This window comes from Dictyobacter kobayashii (assembly GCF_003967555.1).
Taxonomy (GTDB): Bacteria; Chloroflexota; Ktedonobacteria; order Ktedonobacterales; family Ktedonobacteraceae; genus Dictyobacter; species Dictyobacter kobayashii.
This window is the reverse complement of sequence record NZ_BIFS01000001.1, coordinates 3,193,460-3,219,476: the sequence shown is the minus strand read 5'-3', so window position 1 is coordinate 3,219,476 and position 26,017 is coordinate 3,193,460. Positions and strand designations below refer to the sequence as shown.

The window sequence follows — 26,017 nt, the reverse complement described above, 5'->3', positions numbered from 1 at the left end:
GGCCGATTGGCCGCCTTCTCAGTTTTTGTTTAGCTGTCCATCAATGCTAGGCACGAATCTCTTCTAACATCGACAGGTTAATAAACAGGTCACAGCTCTGGCGCAGTGTGGCCGACATAGCCTCGTCAAAAGCTGCTACTTCGACGCGCACACCGTGATCGGAACAGTAGTCCAACATCGGCATAAAGTCGCTATCACCGCTGACCAGAACGATACAATCTACAGCTCCACCATCTACCAGGCGTACTACATCCATACACAGATCCAGGTCCAGGTCGGCTTTTTTGGCTCCGCTGGAGAAGGTTTTGTAGTTCTTGGTTGTAATACGATAGCCAAGGCCCTTAACAGCCTGCAGGAACATCTGCTCGTCTCCAGGTTGTGGGCTGGTTGGACAGTAGGCATGAGCACGCACCAGACGACGGTTGCCGCGCAGGAAGTCTAGCAGCTTGCCAAAGTCTACGCCGATGCGCAGCGTGCGGGCAGAATAGAGCAGGTTGGCAACGTCTACGAACACGCCGACGCGCTCCGTCGATGGGAAAGGCGGCAGGGTTACCGAGACGTTGGTCGGAGCCTGGCTGATACGGCGGAACTCCGCCACCATGCGATCCGTCTGCGTCTGGAGAGCCTGCGAAACGACATTAGCAAATTGGGTCACTGCGGCCGCGGACAAACCACCTTCCGACGAACGCGCTGATGGGTAAAGCGATGGGGTCGGGGTTGGACGAGTCTCCGCACGTGTGTTGCGGCCATCACGTGTCATAACACTGCCGCGCGCAGGAGAGGGGTCCGGCCCCATGAAAGGTCCAGTCACATCATTTCCTTGATTCATCTGACTTACGGTATAGCCAGAAACGATTGTATAAGCTTGATTGTTGTTATCCGCAGCAGAGGCAGCGGGTGTACGCGGCGACTGCGACTGTGCAGGCATTGGCGCCGGGACCGGCGTTGGAGCTGGTGGCGCAATCGGCTCGTCCGCGATGCTTTCGCTATGCTGGGAGGCATGCGAGGCCGGATTGCTCGATCCGGAGCGATGGCGCCGACGACGACGAGAGCTCGCCTTCTGTAATTCTGAGTATTCCAGTGGTGGCAGATCCTCGGGCGCGATCTCTTCTTTGTTGTTGGCACTGGCTGGCTCAACAACGGGCGTCGGTGTCTCAACCACAGGCTCGTGAACGGCTGCTGGCTGTTCTTTCTGACTATGCCGTCTGCGTCCGTGGGGCTGCTCTGCTGGCTGCGCGCTGGCTGCGCTGCTCTCAGCCTCCTGAGTACTGGTGGCAGCGTTAGTATGCTTCTTGTTGTTTTGAGGTTGTGGCTCAGGAGCGGGCGTAACACTGGCAGGCTGCTCCTGGACAGTAGCTTTGGCCTCTTCGGCGCGCTGCAACTTCTCATCAGTTTTACGCTGGGCCACGGTATGGGTGGTATGCGAGGTCGCAGTCGAGCGCGTTGGTGTATGTACGGTTCCGCCCGCTACATTGGTAGCAGGACGATCGAAGCGATAACGGCGAGCAGGGCGGGCCGGAGTCACCTCTGGGGCTGCTTCAGCTGGCGTTTCAGCCTTGGCGGCACTGGTGGTGTTCTCTTCGGCAACGGGCTGCTGCACTTCTTCGCGTGTATGGCGTCCAAATGAGCCGTGGCGCGGTAAGCGTAGGCGCGAGGCTGGACGCAGCAACGGGGAGACAGGTCGTGTCACAGGCTTTGGCTCTTCTTCATTTGCTACAACTGCAGGCTTCTCTTCTGATTCAGCTGCCGGCTCTTCGCTGGCAGCCGCGATCTCTTCTGCTGAAGCATCCGCAGTTTTTCCTTCGGTAACTAAGGACTCAGTAGACTCAATCGATTCAGGCTGTTCCTGGGCATCGGAATTGACAAGATCAGCGGCGGCTGTTGTCAATCGTGTCAGGGCCTCAACCTGTGAATCCCGTAAGGTAGCCTGGAGTGCTGCCTCTGCCTGCCTGAACTCGGCGATAAAGTCTGTAAATGGGCGCACTTCTTCGGCCCGGGCATCTATGAGGTCGGATCCTTCTACATAGGGAAAGGTGGTATCGGGAACAGGGAGCTCATCGACCTGTGCTTCTATCTCAGGCGCAATGATTGTTTCTTCTGCTACAACCGCAACCTCAGGCAGAACTTCTTGCACTGGTTGGGCGGCCTCTTCCTGGGCTCCGTTCGGCTGCTCGAAACTGGTGGCTTCTGTCGCAGGTGCCTCTGAGGCGCCCTCTTCTGTTGCCTCAGAGGGATGGCTGGCAGCTTCTTTTACATCCGAATCAGCAGGTTTCTCATCATGGGCCAGCGTGGTATCGGCGGCCGTTTCTTTTTCCGGATGCGCTTCACTGATACTGGCTGCTTCCTCAGCCTGAGGTGCGTCTTGCTGGGTTTTCACCTCGTCTTTTGACTCATCCTCAGCTTCAGAAGATGCTTCTGGTTGGCCTTCTCCAAAGAAGGATGGCTCGGAACTAACAGTTGCCTCCTCGATAAAATCGGGAGTGGCAGGAACCTCGCCTGATTCTGGCACGTCAGAAGATGCTGTGATAGCCTCAGCTGACGTCTCTTGCTCGGACGCTGAATCAACCGCCGGTACTGATGCTGCATCCTCTTGCTTCTCAGCAGAAGTTGTCAGCTCCTCAGAGGACGCGGTGTCAGATGCAGAGGAGGTAGCCGTCGTTTCGTTTTCGGGGGCAGACGGATATTCCACGACGGATGCATCAGCGTCGCTATGCTCATGATGCGTATGTTGCGTTGTCACTAAGATCTCCAGTCTCAGTCGCTACGAACCGGGGCGCAAGTTACTTCCGTAGAATACTATCGACTGAAGACAGTTGGGGCGAACATGCTTTTTCAAACCTTTAACCAACTTGATGCCGATGCACTTTTTTTATGGGCGGTACAACAAGAGATCTGTTCTGGCGAATTTTAACAATTCCGCCCCCTCATGATCCTCGGCTGTCTTTTCACTCTGCGCTCTTCTACACAATCCCGGTTCGGTCTTGTCTTTGTCAATGCCGTTACTTATGAGTATTGCTGTATGTCACCATTGAACGGCGGAAGACTGGTACATACAGGGCGAACGTTGGAAATTGTTTACCTCGCTCACCATAAACGTTGTTGGCGCACGACGATTGTCCATACTGGCAGTTTGTCGTCGATAATATCTTTGGTCACACACTTCTAGCGGTTGACGTGTACTACGCCATACGGCGATAATGCGTTCCACTGCGGTCACATTGGAAAGGACCGCCAGCAGGGCAAGTGCCCAAACATCTGTATTCGATAAGAGTCCAATAGCCAGTAAGATGACACGCTCTGGGCGAGCCAGTAGACCTGTTTTACACTCTATTCCCAGCCCCTTAGCGCGAGCATTGGTATAGCTGACCATGAGAGAGCCAAAAACAGCTAAGTAAATGAAAACCACCATCCAGGTTTGCTCATGCGGAGCAGGCCAAAGTGTATCTTGAAGGCCTGGATGCTGCAACGCATATATAAGCAGCCCAAACAGGATGATGCTCTCGGAATAATGGTCAGGCGCCGCATCGAAATTGCGCCAAAGGTTGTGACAGCGTTACAGGAACGAGCCAACGCTCCATTCGAACATGTCAAAACTGTCTGCAAACAATATCAGCAGCTCTCTCATAAACATGTATCCCTGGGTGATGACCAGCGCTGTAACAGTGCTAAGCAGCGGTCCGATACCGGTTAACATGCCGAGATTTACACCAATTCAAACCAGTGGCTGTACTGTCCACGCGGCCATTTATCTGGTTCGTTGCTGTATACGTCTGCTAAACATATTCCTATTGTACCACATTTAAACCGGCTGGGACTAGTAGTTTGTCACTATAGATTTGCAATGCTCAGCAGAAATCATGTATTCTTGGGCAGAAGCCTTTTTGCCATAAAAGCTGGATACACTTTATTTATCCTGACACGCCGCCTGCGGCGGCCTGAGGAGAAATAAGTAAGATGGCAGGGGACACCCCTGCTACCCCGGTCAAGGGCTGCTGCCCTTAACAATCCCGCTTTCTTTCTTCATATTTTAATAATAAAGAGGAGCCCGGATGATGTTTCCGGGCTCCTCTTTGGTCTATAGGGGGATTTTTAGGCGATGGCTGGGCGGCGTGCTGCACGCTGCTCTTTGTTCATCAGGTAGCGGGCCCAGTGATAGTAGGCCTGCATGTCCCACATTTTACCGCCGGGGGCGCTGGCTCCTTGTTCAATGGCAGCCCGGATCTCTGCCGCACTCTGACCGTTAAACCAGGTAACACCACTACCGATGGCGCTCAAGGTGTGCGCGTCGCTATTTCCCAGCTCGGGTAAGCGATAGACCTCACGATTAGTGCCCATGGCGATGTAGTTAGCATAAATGCCACAAAAACTGGCGTTCCAGGTTTCGACTCCGTCGAACCAGACGTCTTTGGAGGCGTGAATATGATCCATTACGCTACGCTGGCAGCTATGGCGGAAGAAGCGATGCAGCGGGTGCGCAACTACAGCCAGCCCTCCCTGCTCGTGGATCAAATCAATACTACGCGCCATGCTTAAACCGTTGGGAATCCTTTTTTCAATAAAAAGGCCCAGGAGATGGCCCTGGGTGGTAGAGACTTCTTCTCCCACCACAAAATCAAAGCGGTATGAGCCTTTGGACCAGAGGTCACGGGCCCTCAGGGAACCATCAATCACATCATGATCGGTAATAGCAATCACATCCAGGTCAGTGTTATTCTGCACATGCGCGAGAATTTCTTCGATTGTAGCACAACCGTCGCTATAAGTACTATGCATATGCAAATCTGCCTTGCCATGTCTACCAATATGCTGTGCCTGCTCACTCGTCATCTTGCGGCGTTTTTTGAGCATCGCAGTACCATGGTTTACATTCTCAAGATCTAGCTTCCCTTGATCGCGTTTGCTTGTTAACATGTCTTTCCTTTTCTGCTTCGGCCTGTGTCTGGCTGAGTGCTCTTTTGTACCTTCATCCTCACCTGACGTGAATGGTATTTATCATCTTGTTATCAGAACCAGACATTTGCTCATCCGCTCTAACCCATCCCCTCCATTATGTCAGGTCCAACAGGCCTACCACCCTCGTCCAGGTTCCATTCACACACTACCACAGGTACGTTAAACTTTCGAATTAAAGCTATGTAATTTTTTGTTAAATTTGCGTATACCGGCTCAGTTCTCAGATTTTTACTTAAAACATAACAAAGAGGCAATGCAGTTGAGAGTGGAGGTCGCGAAGTTTTTTGATGTTGCAGGATACAATCATGATCACGCTTACTCTTCTGACCCAGTATCAGCCTCAATGAGCGCGGTACCGGCTGGCAGTGGTTCGGCCAGAATATTCGGATCGATAAGCCCTTCTAAGCGTTGTAGGCAGAGCCGAAAACGCTGCTGATCCAGAGAGCAGTAGACTTGTCGACCAGCCCGCCGGGTCTGAATTAAACCGGCACGGCGCAATTTGCGGAGATGCCAGGAGACAAGCGGCTGACTGATATTCAGTCGATCTGTCAGTTCTGTCACAGTGACTTCATGACTATGCGACAGATGGTAAATGATGGTTAAACGAGCAACGCCCGCTAACGCTTTCAATGTTCGCTTGAGGTCACGCCAGTCTTCCATAGACTTCGACCCCCTCAATTTTCTGAAGAATACCTGTAGCTGCTACAGTTACTCCTCCTATTCACTTCTCACATTCTCGTTGGGTATTTTTTAATCAGCTCAATCAGCTCAATCCAGGTAAGAAGCAATATATAAAACTGTATTTATATTTTATGTTTCACCTAATACTATGTCAAGATGATGGGAAAAATGGACAAAAAAAAGCTTCCCTGTGCTGGGAAGCTGCTAATTTATGGGTGACCAGGGACTCGAACCCTGAACCTAGCGATTAAGAGTCGCTTGCTCTACCATTGAGCTAGTCACCCGCGCCATTCCGTTTGGCAAAATGATAATAGCATACTGTCCGGTTCCCGTCAAGAGGTGACAAGGATCTATTTTGTTGATCTTATAAAATCAAGCCGCCTGGCTCCTGCTGCGCGCGAAAGGTGCGCCGATAAGCTGTGGGGGTGAGGTGAAAGGTTGAGCGAAATACACGCGCCAGCTGGGCACTATCCCTGAAACCAACCTGGTGGGCAATGCTGGTAGTTGACAGTCCGGTGGTACGCAGTAGGGTCTGGACCTTCTCCAGCCGCAGCTGCTTGATATAGGCGGCGGGAGACATCCCTACTTCCTGTGAGAAGATTTCGCTGAAACGGCTGGGCGATAAAAACATTCTGGCCGCCAGTTGCGGGACGCTGAGTGCTTCATGATAGTTTTCTTCACAAAAACGTAGGATGCCAGCCAGGCCCATTTTTTGCTGTACGTCAGTCTGGGTCACCGGTGGGATGTAGTCTTTGAGGTCGGATTGCTCGTTCTGCCATCTGGCCAGGTGAATCAACATACGAAAAAACTGGCTACGCGTGAGTATCGCTGCATCTGGTGTGAGCGCTGTGTACTCGCTATGAATTTCGGCGATCTTGCGCTCAATCTCATTTTGCTTTTCTGGAGATAGGTGCAGATGGTGGTCGATTGCTTCTTCACGTAGCGCGGGCTTGCTCAAGGTCTCAGGCGCGATAAAAAGCTGCCAGAAACCTGAAAGAGAGTGCAGGGCGAGCAATTCATCGCTGAGAAATAGCTCGGGCTGAAAATAAAAAGCATCAATGACCATCTGACAATAATTGCGATAGGCGTGCACAGTTCCGGGCGTAAGTACATAGACATTGCCGCGCGTAATGGCATAGGGATGGTTATTGATCAAATGAACTCCGCTGCCGGACCGCACCACATAACATGCATAGAAATCCTCGTGCTTATGTAGACCTGTGTCGGTACCCTGGGAATAAATTTCCTGTCGTATCCCCAGGGGCATGTGAGGATGAACTAAAACATCGGTAAAGAAACAGCGCTGCAATTCCTGCTGCCTGGCCGAGGAATTGCTGTATTCATATCTAAAATGCAATTGAGCAGATGTCTGCATCAGTCATCCCCGTGTTCGGTGAAAATGCCAAAATCTCTCTTTAAAATGACAAGCAAGTCGAGCTTAAATTCCTTAGTATTATCACTATATTCCTTAGTATTATCACTATAAATGTAGTATACCTTATCCAATTAGAGGAGAGCGACATGAGCCAGACAGAAGCAGCTAGCACCAGTTATACCCCGTTTATTCAGTCGGATGCTAATAGCGATGCCGCAACCTTGCGCGCCCGCATGGATGAGTACGGTTACCTGTTCTTTCGTCATCTCGTACCCGCAGAAACGGTGCTGGAGGTGCGACGAGCGGCACTCACGCCGATCAAAGAGGCCGGATGGTTAGATCCCAGCCACGATATGATGGATGGTATTACGTTGCCTGGCATCGAGCCCAAAACTGAGGGGCAGCGAGAATATCTGGATGTCTATCGCCAGATTCTCCGTCTACCTGCCTTTCATAATTTTCCTTGCCATAGCTCATTAATGGCTATCGCATCCAGGCTCCTGGATGGTGAAGTACTGGTCCATCCACGCCGTATCGGGCGTATTACTTTCCCGGGTTCACAAAAATATACGACACCACCGCACCAGGATTTCTTCTATATTCGTGGCTCGGTTGATACCTATTCCTGCTGGACCCCACTGGGCGTCCGCTGGAACTGGAGTCTGGCGTCTGGCCCGGTTCTCATCGCCAGGCTTTATCGAGCATACCGCGAGCCATCCAGGAGCCGTCGGGGCAAAGGCGTGCCGGTCGATGAGTCACAGGCCGTCTGGCATACCGATAACTTCGAATTGGGAGATGCGCTCTTCTTCCGTTCCTATACCATCCATAAAGCCTTGCCCAACCTCACACCCGATCGCCTGCGTCTCTCGACCGACAATCGCTATCAATTAAATGAGGATGCTATCGATCCATCCGCCTTACGCCCACATTTTGAGGGTAGTGGCAAATAGTTAATCAGGAATGAGCAACAGGATCATACCCTATATAAATATGCGATGGGAACAATGCTGTTCTCCATCGCATGGAAAGTAAATAGGGCATCACGAAGGAGAAAATTATGACGGCAACGTATCCTATCAGTGCAGAGCAGATACGTTTTTATCAGGAGAATGGCTATATCCAGCTGCTCAATGTATTGACAGCAGAGGAACTGGCTCAGGCGCGCCAGGCATTGGATGAGGTGCTGGAGCAACAGCTGGATCAACAGCATGAACCCGGTGGCGATGCTGAGTATCGCAAAATTTTTGTCCAGAAGGTGAATCTCTGGCAGGTTAACGAAGGTATGCGTCAGTATGTCTTTAATGCCAAACTGGCGGAGATCGCTCGCCAATTGGCGCAGGCCCATACTGTTCGCCTCTGGCATGACCATGCTTTGATCAAAATGCCTGGCGATTCTAAGGCCTCAAGCTGGCACCAGGATATTCCCTACTGGCCGATGCAAGAAGATGGCTCACTATCCTGCTGGATGGCCCTGGATGATGTCTATGTGGAGAATGGCTGCATGGCTTTTATACCAGAGTCACATCGGCTGGGGAGGCTCGAGCCGATTAACTTAAGGGATCCACAAGATCTTTTTAAGCTGGTCCCAGAAGAGCAGGCGCGTACCCTGGATTTTACGGCCCGCTACCAGCCTATGCCTGCTGGTAGCTGCACATTCCACGATGGCCGTACCTTTCACTATGCTGGTCCCAATCAGAGCGCGAAACCGCGGCGCGCCATCATCACTATTTATATGCCCAATGTAGTTCACTACAATGGCAACTCACATATCGTTACGAATGACCTTCAACTCGAACCGGGCGCGACTTTGACCGGTGAACGCTTCCCGGTCCTGGCTCAGGAAGCCTGATAAAAGCTGGCGCAAAGAGTGTGAAAAAAGCACGGAACCAGCTGGTTCCGTGCCCCTTCGTGTTGTTGAAGCTGTAATCTCGCTTATTTAGCTGGTTTAGTGGACTGCGCGGTTGGTTTGGCATTCGCGGCTGGCGTGGCATTCGCGGCTTGATTGACTTTAGCCTTTTCATCATCAACTTTGCGCTGCAGGGCGCGCAGATAAGCCTGCGCTCCATCTAAATCAGACTGTGTGATGGCATCCAGTTGTTTGGGTAGGGTGTTCGCCTGCCCAACCCAGGATTCCAGCACTTTCTGGATAGCGATCAGGGTGGCGTTATCCTGATAGATGCCTGCCAGCAGACCACGTGCAGTCTTGAACGCTTTCAACATACCGGATAGTACATCTCCGGTGATCGTGGCACCAAATTTGATGATGGGTGAGACAAAAACATCATAAGCGACACGCGTGAGGCGGGCCGCGGTAATTGCTCCTTCCAGCGTAAAGCCTTCAATATTCTCCACTGAGACAATAAATTCTTTGCGCGCCTGGTCCATACCTTGCGAGACCCCTTTATTGAAGGCGTCTTGCAACTGGTGCTCGATATTAGAGCTTACATCGCCAACTGAGGTGGGCAATTTAGGAGCAAGCTCGTATGCGGCAATCCCAACTCCGGCAACGGCGGCCGCGCCAGCGCCGATTAATAAACCACGCCGGGATAGCTTCTTCTGATCTTTACTTTTAACACGACGTACCGAAGGTTGATCTTCCTCATATTCATATTTGTAGTCGTATTTATCATCTTCATCTGGATAGATATGATCCAGATCTTCAGGTTCCAGGCGCCGCGTTAATTTAGCCTGCGGCCGCTGACGTACAGGCACCGATCGCACAGCGCGCGGGGCCAGCTCATCATCATCGTATTCATCATATTCATCGCTATAGCGTATGCGTTGGTGTAAGGGCTCTTCTTCTATACCCAGATCGGGATCAACGGCGGCCAGTTCATGCCATTCATCACTATATTCGTCATCTTCAGGTATGTAGAGGGCACTCGTGGGAGGCAGATCTCCACTGGAGCGTATACCTCTATTGGACCTCTGGACGGGTGGCAGATATGCCTCGGTCTCATCTTCATAATGCTCTACCGGGCGGCGACTGGGTCGAGCCCCATAAGGCTCTTCTTCGCCCTCATAGTGATGATCATTAAATTCTATCCGCTCACTCTCATCTTCAACGGGACGTTTACTGGCAATAATACTTTGACGCATGAGCTGCCGAGTTCGTCGGGGGTCGGGGCGCTGAGCAAGCAACATACCAGATCTGCTCGCAGTCTCGCCCTTAGGCGATCTCGAGCTATTTGCGCCTGAACTGCGCAGCGGATCATAATCATAACCATACTGACGTCCAGGACTCTTGCGATATATTCGGCGTTCCAGGTGATCCTTCGACATGCTTTCTTCTACTCCTCCTGAGCTGACAGCTGCCAATTGGGGCGCTCATGCGGCACCAAGACACAGGATAATGAAGGAAGTTCCTTGTAGTTCTCATTCTACCTCACATATTCCATTTCGTCCACATTCTCCCTCTTCAATCGCCTGGATGTGAGGGTTTATTCCCCCGGTTGCGCGCCTGCGGCGCGCAACCAGAAGTTTTGGAGGAGTAAGTTGGCGACTGCGGTCGCCAACTTACTCCTCCATGAAAAATGGTTGGCTACCCACAAGGGGTACTAGGTGACGCGTGTCCCATGGCCGGAGCGCGAGGTGCCCTCGCAACCCTCCCTTCCGGCGAAGGTGGGGGCAGGGGCGGCAGCACCTGACGGAGCGCGAGGTGCCCTCGCAACCCTCCCCCCTTCCGGCGAAGGACGGAGAGCAATAAATTTGTCTTTTTAGAATACTTTTTAAGTATCTAATAGCAATTAACTGCTATAGCGCATTATTTTTTGTGGAATAAAGCGTTCTTAATTGCAGACACGCCTGCCTGAAAGAATTCCGGTGTAACTAGCTACAGAATAAATGGCATTTTCAGATTACTGTTAAGCGCCTGCTATGATGACTAGAAAGTCATTAGTAGCCGGTGAGTGAAACTTTACATCTGGCTCACTCGTCCGATACAAACAGGAAGTACATAAGTACTGTCAACGTGGAAGGAAATCTGGCAGCCTGCCAAAATGGTTCTGGCTATCTGACAACTTACCTGTAAAGGTCAACCTTGCCAGAATAACGCCGTCAATCAACCATCAGGCCAAACCTTTTCTTACTCCTGATTGATGAGAAGCTATGCTATAATGTCTCTCAGTGTTATGTCGCCTGAGGGCTAGGAGGAACACACAGCATGCCTGAAAATGCAAACGACACAGAACAGACGCCCATTGTGAAGTGTGTGACCGTTGGCATGTTTGAAGAAAACTGCTACTTATATGCCTGTCCAGAAACACGTGAGGCAGTCATCATCGATCCAGGAGATGAACCTAAGAAAATTCTTGATGCTATTCAAGAGCTTCAGCTTATTCCCAGGTATATTATTAATACCCACGGGCACATAGACCATATTTGCGCCATTGACGCGGTTAGTGCGGTCTATCCAGTACCGCTCGCTATCCACCCTGCTGATGTTCCTCTTTATACAGATGAACAAACCGCGCAGGAGTACGGATTGCCAGTTCCGCTGGTCAAACGTAAACCCGATATCTTACTTCAAGAAGGTGATACCATTTCATTTGGTACACTAAAACTTGAGGTAATACATACGCCAGGGCATACGCCTGGTGGTATTTGTCTGATCAGTCAGCCTTATTGTGTCTTTAGTGGGGATACCCTCTTCTATCGGAGTATTGGGCGTACCGATTTTCCAGGAGGGAACTATGAACAGATTGAGCAATCGATCCGAAATAAATTATATACCCTTGAAGATGAGCTGGTCGTCTTTCCGGGTCACGGGCAGCCGACAACTATTATAGAAGAGAAGTATGAAAATCCATTCGTAACTGCAGAGGAGTAATATTGTGTCAGTTATCTGTGTAATTGGAACAGGCTACGTAGGCCTGGTAACGGGCACGTGCCTGGCCGATCTAGGCAATACAGTCACCTGCGTTGATATTGTTCAGGAAAAAATTGATCGATTAAATAAGGGTATCCTCCCAATCTATGAGCCCGGCCTGGAGGAGATGGTAGAGCGCAACGTACATGCTGGTCGCCTGCGTTTTACAACCAGTTATCCTGAGGGCCTCGAAAATAGCGAATTTATCTTTATTGCGGTCAATACCCCCACTGGCAATAATCAGGGCGGGGCCGATATGCGCTATGTTGAAAGTGCTGCACGCAGTATTGCTGAAAATCTCGATCACTATGCTATCGTTATTAATAAGAGTACAGTTCCAGTCGGTAGTGGCGATGTCGTTTCTCGTGTGATCAGCAATAATCTGAAGTCCTCTGACGCGAGTTTCTCGGTCGTTTCTAATCCCGAGTTCTTGCGCGAGGGTGCCGCTCTCCTGGACTTCCAGAATCCTGACCGTATTGTGCTGGGTTCATCGGAGCCTGAGGCCGCCCATAAGGTTGCTCGCCTGTATCTACAGTTGCGCGCACCATTTGTGATCACCGATCTCTATACCGCTGAGATGATCAAATATGCATCCAATGCTTTCCTGGCCACCAAAATCTCATTTATTAATGAGATGGCTCAGATCTGCGAGCGCCTGGGTGCTGATGTAAAACAGGTTGCCATCGGTATGGGCTATGACAAGCGTATCGGCCATGCCTTCCTGGATGCAGGTCTGGGCTATGGCGGTAGCTGTTTCCCCAAAGACGTTCGTGCTCTGGCACATATGGCCGATGAGGCTGGCTTGCATCCTCAGATGCTGCGCGCCGTAATGGACATCAACCATGATCAGCGCCGCCTGGTGGTCTCAAAACTGACCAATATGCTCGGCTCACTGCGTGGCACGACCATTGGTATCCTGGGTCTAGCTTTCAAACCTAATACTGATGATATGCGTGAAGCTCCTGCAGTCGATATCATTCACTGGGTAACCAGCCAGGGCGCTCACGTTCGCGTCTATGATCCTGTTGCTACAGAGACTGGTCGCGAAGCACTGGAACGCGAGCATGTAGATTTGAACGATGTTACTTTCTGCAAGACCCCTTATGAAGTGGCCGAACAGGTCGATGCTCTGGTGGTTGTGACAGAATGGAATGAGTTCAAATCGTTAAATATGCAGAAGATTCGTGGAGCGATGCACCGCCCGATCCTGATCGATGGTCGTAATATCTACGAGCCATCTGAGATGAACCGCTATGGTTTCGTTTATCGTGGTATGGGTCGTGCTACCAATCCTGCACCATCAGTCTTGCCAGCAGCGGATACCACCAGCAAGCTTCCTGAAGAAATGGTTCAGGAATCCTTGATTGCTAGCGAGAGCTAATTTAACGGAGTTATTGCAACAATGAATGAAGAAGGTCAGCCACTACTGTTTACTCCACTGGTACACCAGGCAGATAGACCTATACCAGATTGGCTGTTCGGGCCAACTGGTGTGGCTGGTCTTCCCACATCTCTGCATCCTACGCAGGGTGTCAATGTGGCAGTCGGCGTAGACATCATTGAGGTGGAGCGCATTCGCAAGGTCTATGAACGACATGGCGAGCGCTTTCTGAAACGCGTCTTTACAGAACAAGAGGTGGCCCAGAGCCGTGGCAAAATTTCGCGGCTCGCGGGCCGCTTTGCGGTTAAAGAGGCCATTAGTAAGGCTCTGGGCACTGGTATTCGTGGCGTGGGTTGGCGCGAGATGGAGGTCGTACACTTGCGCAGTGGTCGCCCTTCTGTGCGCTTGCATGGTAACGCCAAAAAACGTGCCGAAATCTGGGTTTGAATGCTTTTGATGTCAGCATGGCCGATCTGGCTCAATTCTCAATCGCTATCGCGGTTGCCATCCAGGCCTCCCCTATTTCAACTGCTAATCCATCAGTAGAATTAGAAACAGGAAACCAGGACGAGTGAGAGCAGTAGTACAGCGCGTGAAGCGCGCCAGTGTTAGTGTGGAAGAGCGAATCGTGGGCGAGATCGAACAGGGATTTCTTGTCCTGCTCGGCATTGGCCCTGAGGATGGAGAGGCTCAAGTCACACAGTTACGAAAAGCTGGTACATCTGCGCGTCTTTGAAGATGCCGAGGGCAAAATGAACCTCTCACTGCTGGATATCCAGGGAGCCGTGCTGGTGGTCTCTCAATTTACCCTCTATGCAGATATCCGTAAAGGTCGCCGTCCTAGTTTCACCTCGGCCGCTCCTCCCGCTCTGGCTGAACCCCTGGTTGAACGCTTTAAACAGGCTATCGCCACCCACGGCATCAGTGTCCAGGGCGGTATCTTTGGCGCCGATATGGATGTGTCACTGGTCAACACCGGACCCGTCACTATCTTGATGGATAGCGATCAACTGAGGTAATTTTTTGTATCCTGCTCCACTAAAACAAGGTACACCTTATATAAACAGCTCGCGCGCCTTTGCGCACACATTCAGAGGCTATATTCCCCCACTCTTGCCGATCAATTTCAGCAATTCATCTAATCACAACTATTCTCATCTCATTTGTATTTGCACATTTCTTATAATTTGGGTATGATACTACCGTTCGCTTGCTTAGAAAATCTCAACTGTGAATATGCATGAGAAGAGGTAAAAACCATGAGGTGGAATTCTCAACAACATGCTCAAGCAGCACATGCCCAGACGCTCGGCCCGGCACCGCATCCAATACGCAGGTTGCCATTCTTCTATATCAAAGCGATTACACGGCCTTCGGCCCGCACCTTTGCCAGAGCGGCTGAATATGCCAGTTGGAAGTTGGTCTGGATTCAACTGGCAGTACTTCTATTAATACCGGTGGTAATGGGGCTACTAAGAAGCCTCTTCCGCGATACCTCTACCGGGGTTGATACCCACTCAAACCTCATCTTTGGCCTCTTGAGCGTAATCACGGTAGGAGCAACCATTGGAGCCTTCATACTCAAGGTTATTTTTGTACCGTTACTTTTTTTGATCGAGGTCTCACTACAATACCTTGTAGCGCGCTTCTTTAAGGGCAATGGGCATTATGTAGGACATGCATTCAGTATGCTCCTCTACCTGGTACCGCTGAGCTTTATCGGTGGCGTCATCATCACTCTCTTTGTCGCCTTCCATTTCTCGACGCTCTTCTTTGCTCCTTTGATCACCCTGCTAGTATTCTGTTATGGTGTGGTCATCAACGTGTTTGTCGTGCGGGGAGTGCATAACATTGATCGCGACAAGGCCATCATAGCCGTGGCCGTCCCCTACATCATTGGCATTCTCGCCGTCTTTGGCCTGGTCATCGCGCTCGCCCACTACCTCTCCAGTAGTCTCCCTGGCTTGCATTAAAATGGGCTGACATCACACAGCAAGCTAATGGACCTGGAATACTGCTCCAGGTCCATTAGCTTCTTTATCCATGCTTTCTCTGGACCACACTTCATCTTTTTATAAAACTCGCCACCATACGTCTTAACACTAAGAACAGAAAAGCCACCCCGCACGAAAACTAAAAAGGAAACATATAGTATCCATCACCCCTTGATCAAACGTATTATATCCACAGAAAACTGTGAACTATTTCATTCATAAATAGAAATCATCGCTGTATAACATGAGGAGTACATTTTGAAGGTAAGAATATGACTTCACCAGCAATTTATTTGAAAGGCAACGCGATGGGTAAAAAAATACGCCTGCTTATCCCGAGTGCCCTCATTACTATTTTCTTCCTGGCTCTAAGCGCTTACCAGCTGTCACAGGTCATCCTTGGTACGGCGACCGGCAATGATTTGAAAGCAGCTCAGATCTCAGGCTGGACCTCCCTGGTCCTTTTTCTACTCGGCATCGCCAGTATAATCCTCATTATGCGCAGTGATAGCGCGAACCTCTAAGCAACACCATCCGCAATACGCTTACACAAAAAAGAGAGGAAGCTTTGCTGGCTTCCTCTCTGGTTAATATATAATCCAATTTAATAGCGGGGATACTGTGGTCCCGATTGGAAGTTCTGGCCAGGCGCCTGGGGATTGAATTGCGGCCCCTGGGGATTAACCGGTGGATATTGCGGCCCCTGGGGATTAACCGGTGGATATTGTGGCATGGATCGTACCTGCTGGCGTAACATGTTCAGCTCGCGCTGGATAGGCCATTCGCCAAATGCCAGAATGCAGATGGCCACCAGGTTAGCAATTGGGACAAGCATCAAGATACTCATGGCGCCGCTATAGCCAGCCTTAGAGAAGATTCTCCACCAGATAATTAGAGCAATTACAATAGAAATGAGTGAGATAATTCCGATGATTGCTAAGTATGCTGATACGGCAGTTGTAAATTGCTGGCTTTGAGTTGGTGTCATATCCTGCTCCTTTTTTGTTGCGACAACGACATGCTAAATATCTGCTCCTGCCATCAGAGCGGGCATACATAGATGCGGCTGGAACGCCACCATGCATATGTGGCCATGGGCTCATTCTTGCATATTAAACGCCAGCGTATCAGTTTATTGGGACAGCAAATTCAAACAAATGGATCAACGGAAAGTACTCATATGCTTGCTACATCGCTACATGGTTGCAAACCTTAGCCACCCTTGCTCTGATGGGCGTTTATATAACAATACCCGCGCCTGACCTATCTTGTTCAGTCGGGTGAAATGCAGTATCATCTAGGGTAAGAAAATTCAACCGGAGCAATAAAAGTCATGAACGACCAACAAACAGAGCTGATCCAATCTTCCAAATGGAGTAACACTGCAGATCTCCCTCTGGTTATTGGACTCGATCTCGGTGGTACACAGATTCGTACCGCGGTCCTGCAAGGGGCAAAGTTATTGTCACGCGTAGGATTATTGACGGGAGAAAATCCTTCCCCTGATCGTGTAATCCCACGCATGTATGATTCGATTTACCAGGCATTGCAAGAGGCCCATGTGACATTGGATGAGATTTCCCGGCATCGGTATCGGAGCCCCTGGCCCACTTAACAGCAATACAGGTGTCGTCTTCTCTCCGCCAAATCTCCCCGGTTGGATTGACGTTCCTTTACGTAGTATTTTTAATGAGCGCTTTAATCTGCCGATCTTCATTGAAAACGATGCCAATGCGGCTGCGCTCGGCGAATTTATGTTTGGCGCTGGTCGCGGTAGCGATGAGGTGGTCTATGTTACAATCAGCACCGGCATCGGCGGCGGCGTTGTGACCGGGGGTCGCATCATTGAAGGTATATCTGGGACCGCGGCCGAACTTGGCCATATGACGATCGATTGGCGCGGGCCACGCTGCAACTGTGGTAATATTGGGTGCTGGGAAAGTATTTCTTCGGGTACGGCGATTGCCCGCCGCGCCCATGAATTAATTGCCATGGGGCGTGGTGAGGGACTGCTCAATTTTGCGCTGGCCCACCAGGAACCTGTAGCCGATGCGGATACGCCGACGGATGTGAAGCGAGCTCAAAAAAATGCGTTGCATATCAATGCTCGTATGGTAGCGCAGGCCGCTCAGGCTGGCATTGCTGAGGCACGCGAGATCATCTCTGGTGCCGCTGAAGGTATTGGTGTCGGGCTGATCAACATCGTCCATATTTTCAATCCGGAGCTCATCGTTTTAGGGGCGGAGTCGTTCAAATGGGGGAGCCCTTGCTGGCACCGGCCAGACGGATTCTTAAAGAACGTGCGATGAGGGTTCCAGCCGAGTCTGTTAAGATTGTGATGGCTGAGCTGGGGTCAGATGTCGGATTGGTAGGGGCCGGCGCATTATCATACTATAACCATTAAGATTTAGAGGGGCAGTAAAAAGAAACATGGCAGCCAATAAAGAGCGTCTGGATGTGGCATTAGTACGACTTGGTTTAGCACCAAGCCGTGAGCGGGCCCGTGCCATTATTATGGCCGGCCAGGTCTATGTGGGGGATCGCCTGGTCGATAAGCCTGGAACCCTGGTGCCACTGGATGCGCCATGCCGTATAGCGGAAACTGCTCCAGAATTGAAATATGTGAGTCGCGGCGGCCTTAAGCTGGAGAAAGCCCTGGAGACATTCCAATTACAACCAGATGGCCAGGTCGCCATCGATGTTGGCTCTTCAACTGGTGGCTTCACCGAGTGTCTCTTGGAGCGAGGAGCCATCCGTGTCTATGCGGTAGATGTTGGTCACGGGCAGTTAGCCTGGAAATTGCGCAATGACCCTCGCGTCGTGGTCATGGAACGTACCAATATTCGCCACCTGACCAGCTTACCAGAACCAATGCAGTGCGCGGTTATTGACGTCTCATTCATTTCATTACGCCTGGTATTGCCCGCCCTCGTCCCGTTGCTGGCCCATAATTCAGAAACCTGGATTGCCGCGCTGGTCAAGCCCCAGTTTGAGGCCGGCAAGGCTGAAGTAGACCGTGGAGGTGGCGTCATCAAAGATCCAGAGGTCCATCAGCGCGTCTTACAAGAACTACGCGACTGGATCTCTGAGCAGACCCCGCTGCAGGTCTGTGGAGAGATTGACTCGCCAATCCTGGGGCGCGACGGCAATCGCGAATTCCTCTTCCTGCTGCGCTTCAAAGAGCCTGTCCAGCCCTGACAATCCAGGAATCAAATAGCTCCTGTGCGGGCGTGCGCAGACGCGCCCGAGCTATTTTTATAGTGTGATGCAGAAAATGCGCTGTGCGCATTTTCTGCATCACACTATAAAAATAATTTTGAGCACCGCAGGTGTGAATGCGTATGGACAGAGAGTACGAAGTATATGCGCATTCAAACACTTTCTGAGCGTTCAGACCTCCATGCTCCTGGAGTTTGAGCCCATGCGCGTGGGAACTCATGCTTTTTTATTAGTTGTTGTGGGAAATGCACAATGAGCATTTCCCACAACAACTAATAAAAAATGTGCGGGCGCGGCAGCGCCCGCCGCAAAGGAATAACACGCTTCCCATAAACAGAGGAATCCAACACACCCTCTCTTATGTATTGAAAGGGATACCATCTTGTATGATTCTGTCGTACAATTTAAGTAGAGACCCACCAAGAAAGCGAGAAGAGAGAGTGGCCGAACATCAACCATGGCAAATTCTGTCATATAAACAATTAATCGATTCTCCTTATCTCCGTGTACGCTGTGAACAGGTAGCCGTTCCCAATGGTCCATTGATCGAGGATTACTACATCATCGAAAACTTTGGTTGGGTTGGCGTAGTTCCAGTGACAGAAGATGGACGCTTCCTTTTGAATCGACAATATAAACACGGTCTTGGCATGGAAGTAATCGAATTTCCCGCCGGCGGCATCGATCCACACGAAAAAGAGGACCCCATACAGACGGCCCATCGTGAACTTATGGAGGAGACAGGCTATAGCGTAGCAGCCGAAAATATAGAGCTGCTGGCCCATATGTACGCCAACCCTACAGGAGCACGCACCCGCATCTGGTGGTACCTGGCCCGCAACATCCAGAAGACCGGTGAACAAAAAGTAGATCCTGTCGAGGTCATCGAAAACATGCTCGTCACCCCCCAGGAACTGCTCCAAATGATTCACGAAGGCACCTTCGCGGTCCAGGGCCAGATCGCCGCCGCCTACATGGCCTCGAAAAACTTGGCCACCTCAAACCAATCCAATAAAACACACAAAAATCTTACAAATTCATAGTATTTATTTGATCAGTGATAGGTAAAATAAAGGTATGAAAATTCTGGTCATAGAGGATGAAGCCAATATCACACAGGTAATCCGGCTCTACTTAGAACAGGCCGGCTACATAGTCCTGGCCGCCAACGATGGCATCGCAGGCATAGAGCTTCATGCCCGCGAACATCCCGATCTGGTAGTGCTGGACTTGATGCTCCCCATCCTGGATGGAATGGAAGTCTGCCGCCGCATTCGTACCTGGGCCGATACACCTATCTTGATGCTCACAGCGCGCCAGGGCGAAGATGATCGCATCGCAGGCCTTGAGGCCGGGGCAGACGATTACCTGGTCAAACCATTTAGCCCGCGCGAGCTAGTCAGCCGGGTCAAGGCCATTTTACGGCGTAGCACTCCTGGCGCGCCAGGCAACCAGCCAGAAGTCCAACCTACCCGAGAAGAGCAGACAACCAGCAATGATCCCAGCGAAGAGCTTCGTTTCGGTGGACTCTTGATCAACCTGCCCTCGCGCCGTGTCAGCGCCAATGGCAAACAGATAACCCTGACAGTTAAAGAATTCGACCTGCTGGTCGCGCTGGCATCAGCGCCAGACCGCGTCTTTACACGCGAATCTTTGCTCAACCAGGTCTGGGGATATAGCTATCTTGGTGATGGCCGTACGGTTGATGTGCATATCGGCACCTTACGCAAAAAATTAGAGGCGGCTCCAGGCATGCCCCATCATATTCAGACCGTCTGGGGTGTGGGCTATAAGTTTGTGCCAGCCCCGCCACCACCTCGCAACATGCCTGAGTAGAGTAACAGGGAGAGAGAGTTTAGCATGCGTTCCACTAACCCACAAACATCAACATTTAGTCTCAAATCAAAACTGGTGCTAAGCTATCTTCTTGTGATTCTGGGCACCGTCCTGGTGCTCAGCTTTGCCGTCTCGATTGCAGTTCAGAACTACTTCTATAGCAATCAAGTTGCGCTTGTAAACCACAGTGCCAGATATCTGGCCAATGCGACTCTCAATTATTACAGTCACTATGGTTCAGACTGGAAAAATCTTCCTCCAGGCAACCTGGTTCCTGGAGACCAGGCCTTTGCCCTTATTGTTGATAACAACGGAAATCCAATAGTATGCGTCAATTCTCGACCATTATCCTACAGTAACTGCACAAACTCCAATATCAACCAGGCACTGAAAAGCGCAATTCAAACAGGGAATTCTACTTCTGGCAGTATGCAATTAGATGTCGATGACGGAAGTACCTCTGGCATCTATTCCATTGTCCCGCTGAATAATGGGGGTCAGGTCGTTGGCGCTGTTTTTCTTGCCCAACTAAATTTTGGATATGGTGGTGTACTGAGCCAGATCAATCAATACATTATTCTAGCCAGCCTGGGAGTGGCAGCGATTGCGGCCCTCTGTAGCTATCTCTTTGTGCGCCGCTTCGTACGTCCGCTGGAGTTATTGACCACCGCAGCGGAAGATATGAAACACGGACGCTATACGCAGCGTGTGGTGCAGAATTTTCCCCAGGATGAGGTAGGATTGCTGGCACAGACGTTTAATGAGATGGCGGATACCATTGAGGCCGATGTCAATGAGCTACGGCGCCAGGATCAGATGCGCCGCGATCTGATCGCTAATATCGCCCACGACCTGGCCACGCCACTAACAGCGATCCAGGGGCTAAGCGAGGCACTGGCTGATGATGTAATCTCCGATCCAGAATCCCGTCAGGAGACCGCACAACGTATTGGACGCGAGGTACAGCGTCTGCGCCGCCTGGTAGCCGATGTGCGCCAGATGACGATGCTGGAAGCCGGCCAGATTCGCCTGGACCTGGCTCCCCTGGATCTGCATTCACTGGTAGATGAAACGGTGGCGGTAATAGCGCCAGAATGCGAGGCTCACGGGCTACAATTACAAAATACCATTCCTGCCAGTACCCCTCAAGTTCAGGCTGATAGCGACCGGATCACACAGGTACTCTTAAATCTACTGGATAATGCTCGTCGCCATACCAATGAAGGCGGTCAGATCAAAGTGGGAGCGGTAGAGCAGAATGGACAGCTGCGTATCTCGATCAGCGATACCGGCGTCGGCATTAATAAAGAGGATCTACCACATATCTTTGATCGCTTCTATCGTGCCGATCGCTCACGCGCCGCTAAGACAGGTGGCAGTGGTCTCGGCCTGGCTATCGTAAAGGCCATTATTAGCGCCCATAATGGCCAGGTCTGGGCGGAGAGCACGCCCGGGAAGGGTACAACTGTTTTCTTTACGCTTCCAGTGGCCCAGCAACCACCACTTCAAATTGCCCAGGCAGCAACTATCCCTGCCTCAAATTATGAAGGATAGTGTATATCCTGATGTTGAGGTAGGGAACTGATCATCGGCTGCATAGTATCCAGATAACGATCATCGGCCATTCTCAAGGCATAGGCAAAGTCCTGTATATTGGTGAAACGCTGATACGGATCTTTTGCTAATGCCCTGAGAACAACTTTTTCTATCTGATAGGAAATGGTCGGGATAATATGGTGGAGTGGCGTTGGCTCCTGATATAAATGTTGCTTGCATAACTGGATAGATGAGCCGGCAAATGGGGGGCGACCACAGAGCCAGGTATAGACAAGCACCGCCAGGGCATATTGATCGCTCATCTTCAAGGGATGACCCTCAATCTGTTCGGGCGCAGCATAGAGCGCAGTCCCAATTGATTCCTGCATCCCCTGGAGATTCCACGGCTGTATCGCCACCGCAATACCAAAGTCGCTGAGCCAGACTTCATGTCCCAGGCTGAGAAGAATGTTCTGGGGCTTGATATCCCGGTGAATCACATTGCGATTGTGGATATATTGCAAGGCATTGGCGATGCTGACCACAAAGGGAATGATGGTTGAGGTTGGCTGCGGCACATCCGCTTCAAAGTAATCCTGTAGTGTGCCATTGGCCGCATAGTCCATCACCATAAAAGGATATTTTCCCTTCATACCAAAATCCAGTACGCGCACAATATTTGGGTGGCGCATACTGGCATGCAGCCGCGCCTCCGCACAGAATTTCTTGATCTGCTCATCGGTAGCTATCCAGTTATTCAGAACCTTGACGACCACTTTATTGCCCAGATGAATATGCTCTCCCAGGTAAATCGTTGATACCGCTCCACGTCTCAAGGCCCGAAATAAACGATAGTTTCCAAACAAAAATCCACCTGTACGCTTCTCTAAAAAGTCGTTCGGCATAGACATAAATGATTCATCCTTATCCAGCTATCACAAGCCATCAATAATGCTATCCAATAAACTTGCATTTTTATATAAGGTATATAGCGGAATCTCTGCGACTCTCTTGAGTGTACGTTTTCACAGCGGGACTGTCATCAACCAGAAGGAGGATTCATCCCACACAGGTGGTATGGTCCGGCTATCGCCCAAATGGAGGAAACTCACCACCAACACCTGGCCTTCTCCCATGACACACCACAGCACGCTATGCTATACTATGACAATCAAATAAGCAGTATTTCAGCAAAGCAATCCTCGTATGTATTGAATAGATAGGAAGCTGGCTATCTATTGTTCTATGCTCCGTAGCTCGCCGATAATAAAGAAGGTGTGAGAGCATATTGTCAATAAGAAAATCAAGATATACATTCCGGACCGAGCATGTGGCAAAGGAGTCTCTGATGGAACGAGGAAGTCAAGATCCGCAAATCATTACAACCAAGCTGACAATTCCACCGCACTATCTAAAAAAGATAATTCCCCGTACCCATGTTTATGCGGCCATGGAAGCTGATCTGCAACGTCCATTGATTCTGATTACGGCTCCCGCTGGATTCGGCAAGACCACGCTGGTCAGTGAATGGATTCGACAACGCCAGCTAGCAACTGCCTGGGTCTCGTTAGAGCCGGCGGACAATGATACCTTGCGCTTCTGGTGCTATATTCTGACCGCCTTGAGCCCTTTCTTGCCCGACCTGACCGAACTGATTGATGCCTGGCAAAATGAGCAGCCCGGCCTAAGCATCGAAAGGTTGCTCACACAATTAATTAATACTGCTATTACGCTTGCAGAAGATACATTATTAGTGCTGGATGACTACCATACCATCAGTACACCTGCGATCCATCAAGCCCTTACATTTTTACTGGAACATCTGCCTCTACGCTTACATATTATCCTGATTACCCGCCGTGATCCTCCACTCCCTCTGGCTCGTTTCCGCGTGCAGGGAAAATTAACCGAGCTACGAACTCATGACCTCCGTTTCACCAACGAGGAGGCTACTATATTTCTAACCCAGGCCATGAATCTCGATTTGAGTTCTGAAGATATTATCGAGCTTAGAAAGCGCACCGAAGGCTGGATCGCTGGTCTGCAATTGGCGGCGCTTTCATTACAGGGGCGCACCAGCTATGCCTCAATTGCTCATTTCATCCAAACATTCTCCGGCATCAATCGCAATGTCTTGCACTATTTAACCGACGAGGTCTTGCAACAATTGCCAGAGGATGTGCAGGATTTTCTCCTGCAAACCTCTATCCTTGAGCGTCTCAATGCCTCACTATGCGATGCGGTCACGGGTAACTCTAATGGGGAACTGATGCTCGAATGGTTGGAGCAAAATAATCTTTTTTTAAACGCACTGGATAATCAGCAGCGCTGGTATCGCTATGATCAACTTTTTCTGGAGCTCTTGAACCATCGTCTGAAGCAAAAATATCCAGACTTACTACCAGAGCTACACCACAGGGCTGGGGCCTGGTATGCGCAACAGGGAATGGATATAGATGTAATCAAACATGCCATTATAGCAGAAGATCTGGAGCTGGCTGTACAATTGATTGAGCAGCATGCCTGGCAGTTTATTCAACGCGGAGAAGAAGCTCTAGTTGCGCTATGGCTTTCACAGCTGCCGGAAGCCAGCTTTACGTCTCACCCCATGCTCTCGCTCTTACAGGCCTATACAGCCTTTTTACAGGCCCAGATGGAGCTTTACGAGCAAGCTCTGACACGCTCAGAGAGTCTCTGGCAGCAAGAGCAACACAACAGCCACATGCTCAGTCGGGTCTATGATTTACGGGCCAGGGCCGCCCTCTATCGCAGCGATGGTCCTCAAATTGTACACTATGCCCAGCAGGCATTGGATTTGCTTGATGATGAACACTCCTCGCCTTTTTACTGTAGCTCACTGCTACACCTGGGCGCCGGCTATCTCTACCAGGGAGATCTGATTCCAGCCGCTCACTATCTGGCCGAGAGTTATCGCCTGGGTCAAAAACACGGCTATACAACTATAGCCCTGGCGGCTGCCTGCTACCACGGTCTACTACAAAACATACAGGGGAACCTGCGTACCGCCGCACAAACGTTCCAGCAGGTCTGTGGAGAGACCCATGCGATCGCCACCTGGCCCGTCATCGCCGCCCATGTCTATCTGGCAGATGTTTATTATGAGTGGGATGATATATCGACCGCCCAGCTGCACATCCAACAGGCACGGTCGCTAAGCCAGCAAATCCAGAATGAAGGGCCCGTTACGGCCCAACTTTACCTGGTAATGGCGCGCCTGGCCTGGTTACAGGAGGAGCGAGAGCAAGCCCTGACCTATCTGATACAGGCGGAACATAGCTCTCAACGCTTTGGACCCAATCCGACCTTCCTGGCTCGAATTGCCGAGCTGCGGATGCGTTTTCTATTAGCACAGGGAGATCTTAATGCGGCCCAACAGTGGCAAACACAGTATGCGCCTCCCTGACAGATGATATGTTGCACTATGAACGAGAGAACTGGTTGATAGCGCAGGCGCGCCTTTTAATCGCGCAGGAACAAGGAGAACAGGCACTTCAGCTGCTAGGGCCCTCCTATCAGCAGGCTCATAATCAAGGTAGGAGTAAGAGTGAATTAACGCTCTTGCTTCTGCTGACACAGGCTTATCATATAGAAGGCAACACCCAACATACGCTACAAAAACTCGAGCAGGCTCTGAGTCTGGCAGAAACGGGAGGCTATATTCGTAGTTTTGTGGATGAAGGACCCGTTATGGCGGCACTACTGACCGAGATCTACAGTCGCTATCAGCGCCATGCTTCGGCAGAACAAAACCATAGTTCATCCGACTACATCTATACCCTGCTCTCGTCGGTTGGCGCTGAAACCCAGCCTCCGCGCTGGCTGATTTCGCAAGAAAATGACGATGATATGATCGATAAGCTCAGTGAGCGTGAATATATGGTGCTGGGCTTGATCGCCGAAGGCCTTTCAAATCAAGAAATTGCGCAAAAACTGGTGGTCACGGTCAGCACCATTAAAACGCACTTGAATAACATCTATGCCAAGCTTCACGTCCATACCCGCCTCCAGGCGGTCACGCGTGCCTACGATCTAGGGGTCCTACGCCGTAGTGAGGTGGATACCGAACCATTAATCTATCCACGCTCCACCGAGAAGCTTTAAGGGAACGAGCAGGGATCTTACCAGACTAACTCCATCTTCCAGCGCCCTTCTGC

Annotated in this window: 25 protein-coding genes, 1 tRNA gene and 1 pseudogene; 18 read left to right on the top strand and 9 right to left on the bottom strand. The window is 50.7% G+C overall.

What is annotated here, in order from left to right:
* Nucleotides 1-46 precede the first annotated feature (46 nt).
* The gene (locus EL645_RS14145) at nucleotides 47-2,740 is read right to left on the bottom strand and encodes a LabA-like NYN domain-containing protein (RefSeq protein WP_126551049.1); all 2,694 of its coding nucleotides are present in this window, start codon (nucleotides 2,738-2,740) and stop codon (nucleotides 47-49) included.
* 282 nt (nucleotides 2,741-3,022) lie between these two features.
* Entirely contained in the window at nucleotides 3,023-3,409 is a 387-nt protein-coding gene (locus EL645_RS14140) for a hypothetical protein (protein WP_126551047.1), read from the bottom strand.
* 48 nt (nucleotides 3,410-3,457) lie between these two features.
* Here EL645_RS14140 and EL645_RS14135 point away from each other — a divergent pair, with 48 nt between their 5' ends.
* Nucleotides 3,458-3,691, top strand: a complete 234-nt coding sequence (locus EL645_RS14135) for a hypothetical protein (protein ID WP_126551045.1) — start codon at nucleotides 3,458-3,460, stop codon at nucleotides 3,689-3,691.
* Nucleotides 3,692-4,089: 398 nt separating this feature from the next.
* Here the strand turns inward: EL645_RS14135 and EL645_RS14130 are convergent, their stop codons facing one another.
* The 4 genes from EL645_RS14130 to EL645_RS14115 form a co-directional block, all read right to left on the bottom strand.
* Complete coding sequence (locus EL645_RS14130; protein ID WP_126551044.1) at nucleotides 4,090-4,911, bottom strand: PHP-associated domain-containing protein; 822 nt, start codon at nucleotides 4,909-4,911, stop codon at nucleotides 4,090-4,092.
* A 357-nt stretch (nucleotides 4,912-5,268) separates the two neighbouring features.
* Entirely contained in the window at nucleotides 5,269-5,613 is a 345-nt protein-coding gene (locus EL645_RS14125) for an ArsR/SmtB family transcription factor (protein WP_126551042.1), read from the bottom strand.
* A 233-nt stretch (nucleotides 5,614-5,846) separates the two neighbouring features.
* A tRNA-Lys gene (locus EL645_RS14120) sits at nucleotides 5,847-5,918 on the bottom strand.
* Nucleotides 5,919-5,998: 80 nt separating this feature from the next.
* Complete coding sequence (locus EL645_RS14115) at nucleotides 5,999-7,009, bottom strand: AraC family transcriptional regulator (RefSeq protein WP_126551040.1); 1,011 nt, start codon at nucleotides 7,007-7,009, stop codon at nucleotides 5,999-6,001.
* A 146-nt stretch (nucleotides 7,010-7,155) separates the two neighbouring features.
* Here EL645_RS14115 and EL645_RS14110 point away from each other — a divergent pair, with 146 nt between their 5' ends.
* Together EL645_RS14110 and EL645_RS14105 are read left to right on the top strand one after the other, a co-directional pair.
* A complete protein-coding gene (locus tag EL645_RS14110; RefSeq protein WP_246035361.1) occupies nucleotides 7,156-7,959 on the top strand; it encodes a phytanoyl-CoA dioxygenase family protein in 804 nt (267 codons plus the stop codon).
* 107 nt (nucleotides 7,960-8,066) lie between these two features.
* Nucleotides 8,067-8,858 (top strand): phytanoyl-CoA dioxygenase family protein, encoded by a 792-nt coding sequence (locus EL645_RS14105; RefSeq protein ID WP_126551038.1) that lies wholly within the window; start codon nucleotides 8,067-8,069, stop codon nucleotides 8,856-8,858.
* Nucleotides 8,859-8,941: 83 nt separating this feature from the next.
* On the opposite strand, the gene EL645_RS14100 is transcribed toward EL645_RS14105, so the two are convergent.
* Nucleotides 8,942-10,291 carry a hypothetical protein gene (locus EL645_RS14100; RefSeq protein ID WP_126551036.1) on the bottom strand — a complete coding sequence of 450 codons (1,350 nt, stop codon included), beginning with the start codon at nucleotides 10,289-10,291 and terminating at the stop codon, nucleotides 8,942-8,944.
* A gap of 880 nt (nucleotides 10,292-11,171) precedes the next feature.
* Between EL645_RS14100 and EL645_RS14095 the strand changes: the two genes are divergently transcribed.
* From EL645_RS14095 to EL645_RS14070, 7 genes and pseudogenes are all read left to right on the top strand, one after another.
* Nucleotides 11,172-11,837 (top strand): MBL fold metallo-hydrolase, encoded by a 666-nt coding sequence (locus EL645_RS14095; protein ID WP_218031837.1) that lies wholly within the window; start codon nucleotides 11,172-11,174, stop codon nucleotides 11,835-11,837.
* Between the two features lie 4 nt (nucleotides 11,838-11,841).
* Nucleotides 11,842-13,257, top strand: a complete 1,416-nt coding sequence (locus tag EL645_RS14090; protein WP_126551034.1) for a UDP-glucose dehydrogenase family protein — start codon at nucleotides 11,842-11,844, stop codon at nucleotides 13,255-13,257.
* Between the two features lie 21 nt (nucleotides 13,258-13,278).
* Nucleotides 13,279-13,704 (top strand): holo-ACP synthase, encoded by a 426-nt coding sequence (gene acpS / locus EL645_RS14085; protein ID WP_126551032.1) that lies wholly within the window; start codon nucleotides 13,279-13,281, stop codon nucleotides 13,702-13,704.
* Nucleotides 13,701-13,832 carry a hypothetical protein gene (locus EL645_RS44155; protein ID WP_281276303.1) on the top strand — a complete coding sequence of 44 codons (132 nt, stop codon included), beginning with the start codon at nucleotides 13,701-13,703 and terminating at the stop codon, nucleotides 13,830-13,832. Before acpS ends, EL645_RS44155 begins: the two co-directional genes overlap by 4 nt.
* Nucleotides 13,829-14,276: pseudogene (dtd, locus tag EL645_RS45415) on the top strand (D-aminoacyl-tRNA deacylase). The gene EL645_RS44155 and the pseudogene dtd overlap by 4 nt, the downstream one beginning before the upstream one ends.
* 240 nt (nucleotides 14,277-14,516) lie before the next feature.
* On the top strand, nucleotides 14,517-15,230 hold the full coding sequence (locus EL645_RS14075) for a YIP1 family protein (RefSeq protein ID WP_126551030.1): 714 nt from the start codon (nucleotides 14,517-14,519) through the stop codon (nucleotides 15,228-15,230).
* Between the two features lie 293 nt (nucleotides 15,231-15,523).
* Nucleotides 15,524-15,775 (top strand): hypothetical protein, encoded by a 252-nt coding sequence (locus tag EL645_RS14070; protein WP_126551028.1) that lies wholly within the window; start codon nucleotides 15,524-15,526, stop codon nucleotides 15,773-15,775.
* A gap of 80 nt (nucleotides 15,776-15,855) precedes the next feature.
* On the opposite strand, the gene EL645_RS40010 is transcribed toward EL645_RS14070, so the two are convergent.
* The gene (locus EL645_RS40010; protein WP_126551026.1) at nucleotides 15,856-16,239 is read right to left on the bottom strand and encodes a hypothetical protein; all 384 of its coding nucleotides are present in this window, start codon (nucleotides 16,237-16,239) and stop codon (nucleotides 15,856-15,858) included.
* A 345-nt stretch (nucleotides 16,240-16,584) separates the two neighbouring features.
* Between EL645_RS40010 and EL645_RS14060 the strand changes: the two genes are divergently transcribed.
* The 6 genes from EL645_RS14060 (at nucleotide 16,585) to EL645_RS14035 (ending at nucleotide 21,860) form a co-directional block, all read left to right on the top strand.
* Complete coding sequence (locus EL645_RS14060) at nucleotides 16,585-16,866, top strand: hypothetical protein (RefSeq protein WP_126551025.1); 282 nt, start codon at nucleotides 16,585-16,587, stop codon at nucleotides 16,864-16,866.
* Nucleotides 16,823-17,560, top strand: a complete 738-nt coding sequence (locus EL645_RS14055) for an ROK family protein (RefSeq protein ID WP_126551023.1) — start codon at nucleotides 16,823-16,825, stop codon at nucleotides 17,558-17,560. Before EL645_RS14060 ends, EL645_RS14055 begins: the two co-directional genes overlap by 44 nt.
* A 121-nt stretch (nucleotides 17,561-17,681) precedes the next feature.
* Nucleotides 17,682-18,449: a TlyA family RNA methyltransferase gene (locus tag EL645_RS14050; RefSeq protein ID WP_126551021.1), complete on the top strand. Its 768-nt coding sequence runs from the start codon at nucleotides 17,682-17,684 to the stop codon at nucleotides 18,447-18,449.
* A gap of 461 nt (nucleotides 18,450-18,910) precedes the next feature.
* Nucleotides 18,911-19,513, top strand: coding sequence for an NUDIX hydrolase (locus tag EL645_RS14045; RefSeq protein WP_161977366.1), 603 nt, complete (start codon nucleotides 18,911-18,913; stop codon nucleotides 19,511-19,513).
* A 34-nt stretch (nucleotides 19,514-19,547) separates the two neighbouring features.
* Nucleotides 19,548-20,306 (top strand): response regulator, encoded by a 759-nt coding sequence (locus EL645_RS14040; protein WP_126551018.1) that lies wholly within the window; start codon nucleotides 19,548-19,550, stop codon nucleotides 20,304-20,306.
* A 24-nt stretch (nucleotides 20,307-20,330) separates the two neighbouring features.
* On the top strand, nucleotides 20,331-21,860 hold the full coding sequence (locus EL645_RS14035; protein ID WP_126551016.1) for a sensor histidine kinase: 1,530 nt from the start codon (nucleotides 20,331-20,333) through the stop codon (nucleotides 21,858-21,860).
* On the opposite strand, the gene EL645_RS14030 is transcribed toward EL645_RS14035, so the two are convergent.
* Entirely contained in the window at nucleotides 21,848-22,753 is a 906-nt protein-coding gene (locus EL645_RS14030) for a serine/threonine protein kinase (RefSeq protein WP_126551014.1), read from the bottom strand. The genes EL645_RS14035 and EL645_RS14030 overlap by 13 nt on opposite strands.
* Nucleotides 22,754-23,190: 437 nt before the next feature.
* On the opposite strand from EL645_RS14030, the gene EL645_RS14025 reads away from it, so the two are divergent.
* Together EL645_RS14025 and EL645_RS44140 are read left to right on the top strand one after the other, a co-directional pair.
* Nucleotides 23,191-25,266, top strand: coding sequence for a winged helix-turn-helix domain-containing protein (locus EL645_RS14025; RefSeq protein WP_126551012.1), 2,076 nt, complete (start codon nucleotides 23,191-23,193; stop codon nucleotides 25,264-25,266).
* On the top strand, nucleotides 25,239-25,964 hold the full coding sequence (locus tag EL645_RS44140) for a response regulator transcription factor (protein ID WP_126551010.1): 726 nt from the start codon (nucleotides 25,239-25,241) through the stop codon (nucleotides 25,962-25,964). Before EL645_RS14025 ends, EL645_RS44140 begins: the two co-directional genes overlap by 28 nt.
* Nucleotides 25,965-26,017 lie beyond the last annotated feature (53 nt).

Excerpts from the sequence above, each read along its gene's own strand:
- EL645_RS14050 (WP_126551021.1), top strand. The coding sequence starts at position 17,682 with ATGGCAGCCAATAAAGAGCGTCTGGATGTGGCATTAGTACGACTTGGT.
- EL645_RS14060 (WP_126551025.1), top strand. The coding sequence starts at position 16,585 with ATGAACGACCAACAAACAGAGCTGATCCAATCTTCCAAATGGAGTAAC.
- acpS (WP_126551032.1), top strand. The coding sequence starts at position 13,279 with ATGAATGAAGAAGGTCAGCCACTACTGTTTACTCCACTGGTACACCAG.
- EL645_RS14025 (WP_126551012.1), top strand. The coding sequence starts at position 23,191 with ATGGAACGAGGAAGTCAAGATCCGCAAATCATTACAACCAAGCTGACA.
- EL645_RS14105 (WP_126551038.1), top strand. The coding sequence starts at position 8,067 with ATGACGGCAACGTATCCTATCAGTGCAGAGCAGATACGTTTTTATCAG.
- EL645_RS14115 (WP_126551040.1), bottom strand. The coding sequence starts at position 7,009 with ATGCAGACATCTGCTCAATTGCATTTTAGATATGAATACAGCAATTCC.
- EL645_RS14130 (WP_126551044.1), bottom strand. The coding sequence starts at position 4,911 with ATGTTAACAAGCAAACGCGATCAAGGGAAGCTAGATCTTGAGAATGTA.
- EL645_RS14035 (WP_126551016.1), top strand. The coding sequence starts at position 20,331 with ATGCGTTCCACTAACCCACAAACATCAACATTTAGTCTCAAATCAAAA.
- EL645_RS14075 (WP_126551030.1), top strand. The coding sequence starts at position 14,517 with ATGAGGTGGAATTCTCAACAACATGCTCAAGCAGCACATGCCCAGACG.
- EL645_RS14135 (WP_126551045.1), top strand. The coding sequence starts at position 3,458 with ATGCTGCAACGCATATATAAGCAGCCCAAACAGGATGATGCTCTCGGA.
- EL645_RS14100 (WP_126551036.1), bottom strand. The coding sequence starts at position 10,291 with ATGTCGAAGGATCACCTGGAACGCCGAATATATCGCAAGAGTCCTGGA.
- EL645_RS14040 (WP_126551018.1), top strand. The coding sequence starts at position 19,548 with ATGAAAATTCTGGTCATAGAGGATGAAGCCAATATCACACAGGTAATC.
- EL645_RS14030 (WP_126551014.1), bottom strand. The coding sequence starts at position 22,753 with ATGTCTATGCCGAACGACTTTTTAGAGAAGCGTACAGGTGGATTTTTG.
- EL645_RS14110 (WP_246035361.1), top strand. The coding sequence starts at position 7,156 with ATGAGCCAGACAGAAGCAGCTAGCACCAGTTATACCCCGTTTATTCAG.
- EL645_RS14095 (WP_218031837.1), top strand. The coding sequence starts at position 11,172 with ATGCCTGAAAATGCAAACGACACAGAACAGACGCCCATTGTGAAGTGT.
- EL645_RS14125 (WP_126551042.1), bottom strand. The coding sequence starts at position 5,613 with ATGGAAGACTGGCGTGACCTCAAGCGAACATTGAAAGCGTTAGCGGGC.
- EL645_RS14140 (WP_126551047.1), bottom strand. The coding sequence starts at position 3,409 with ATGGTGGTTTTCATTTACTTAGCTGTTTTTGGCTCTCTCATGGTCAGC.
- EL645_RS40010 (WP_126551026.1), bottom strand. The coding sequence starts at position 16,239 with ATGACACCAACTCAAAGCCAGCAATTTACAACTGCCGTATCAGCATAC.
- EL645_RS14055 (WP_126551023.1), top strand. The coding sequence starts at position 16,823 with ATGAGATTTCCCGGCATCGGTATCGGAGCCCCTGGCCCACTTAACAGC.
- EL645_RS14070 (WP_126551028.1), top strand. The coding sequence starts at position 15,524 with ATGACTTCACCAGCAATTTATTTGAAAGGCAACGCGATGGGTAAAAAA.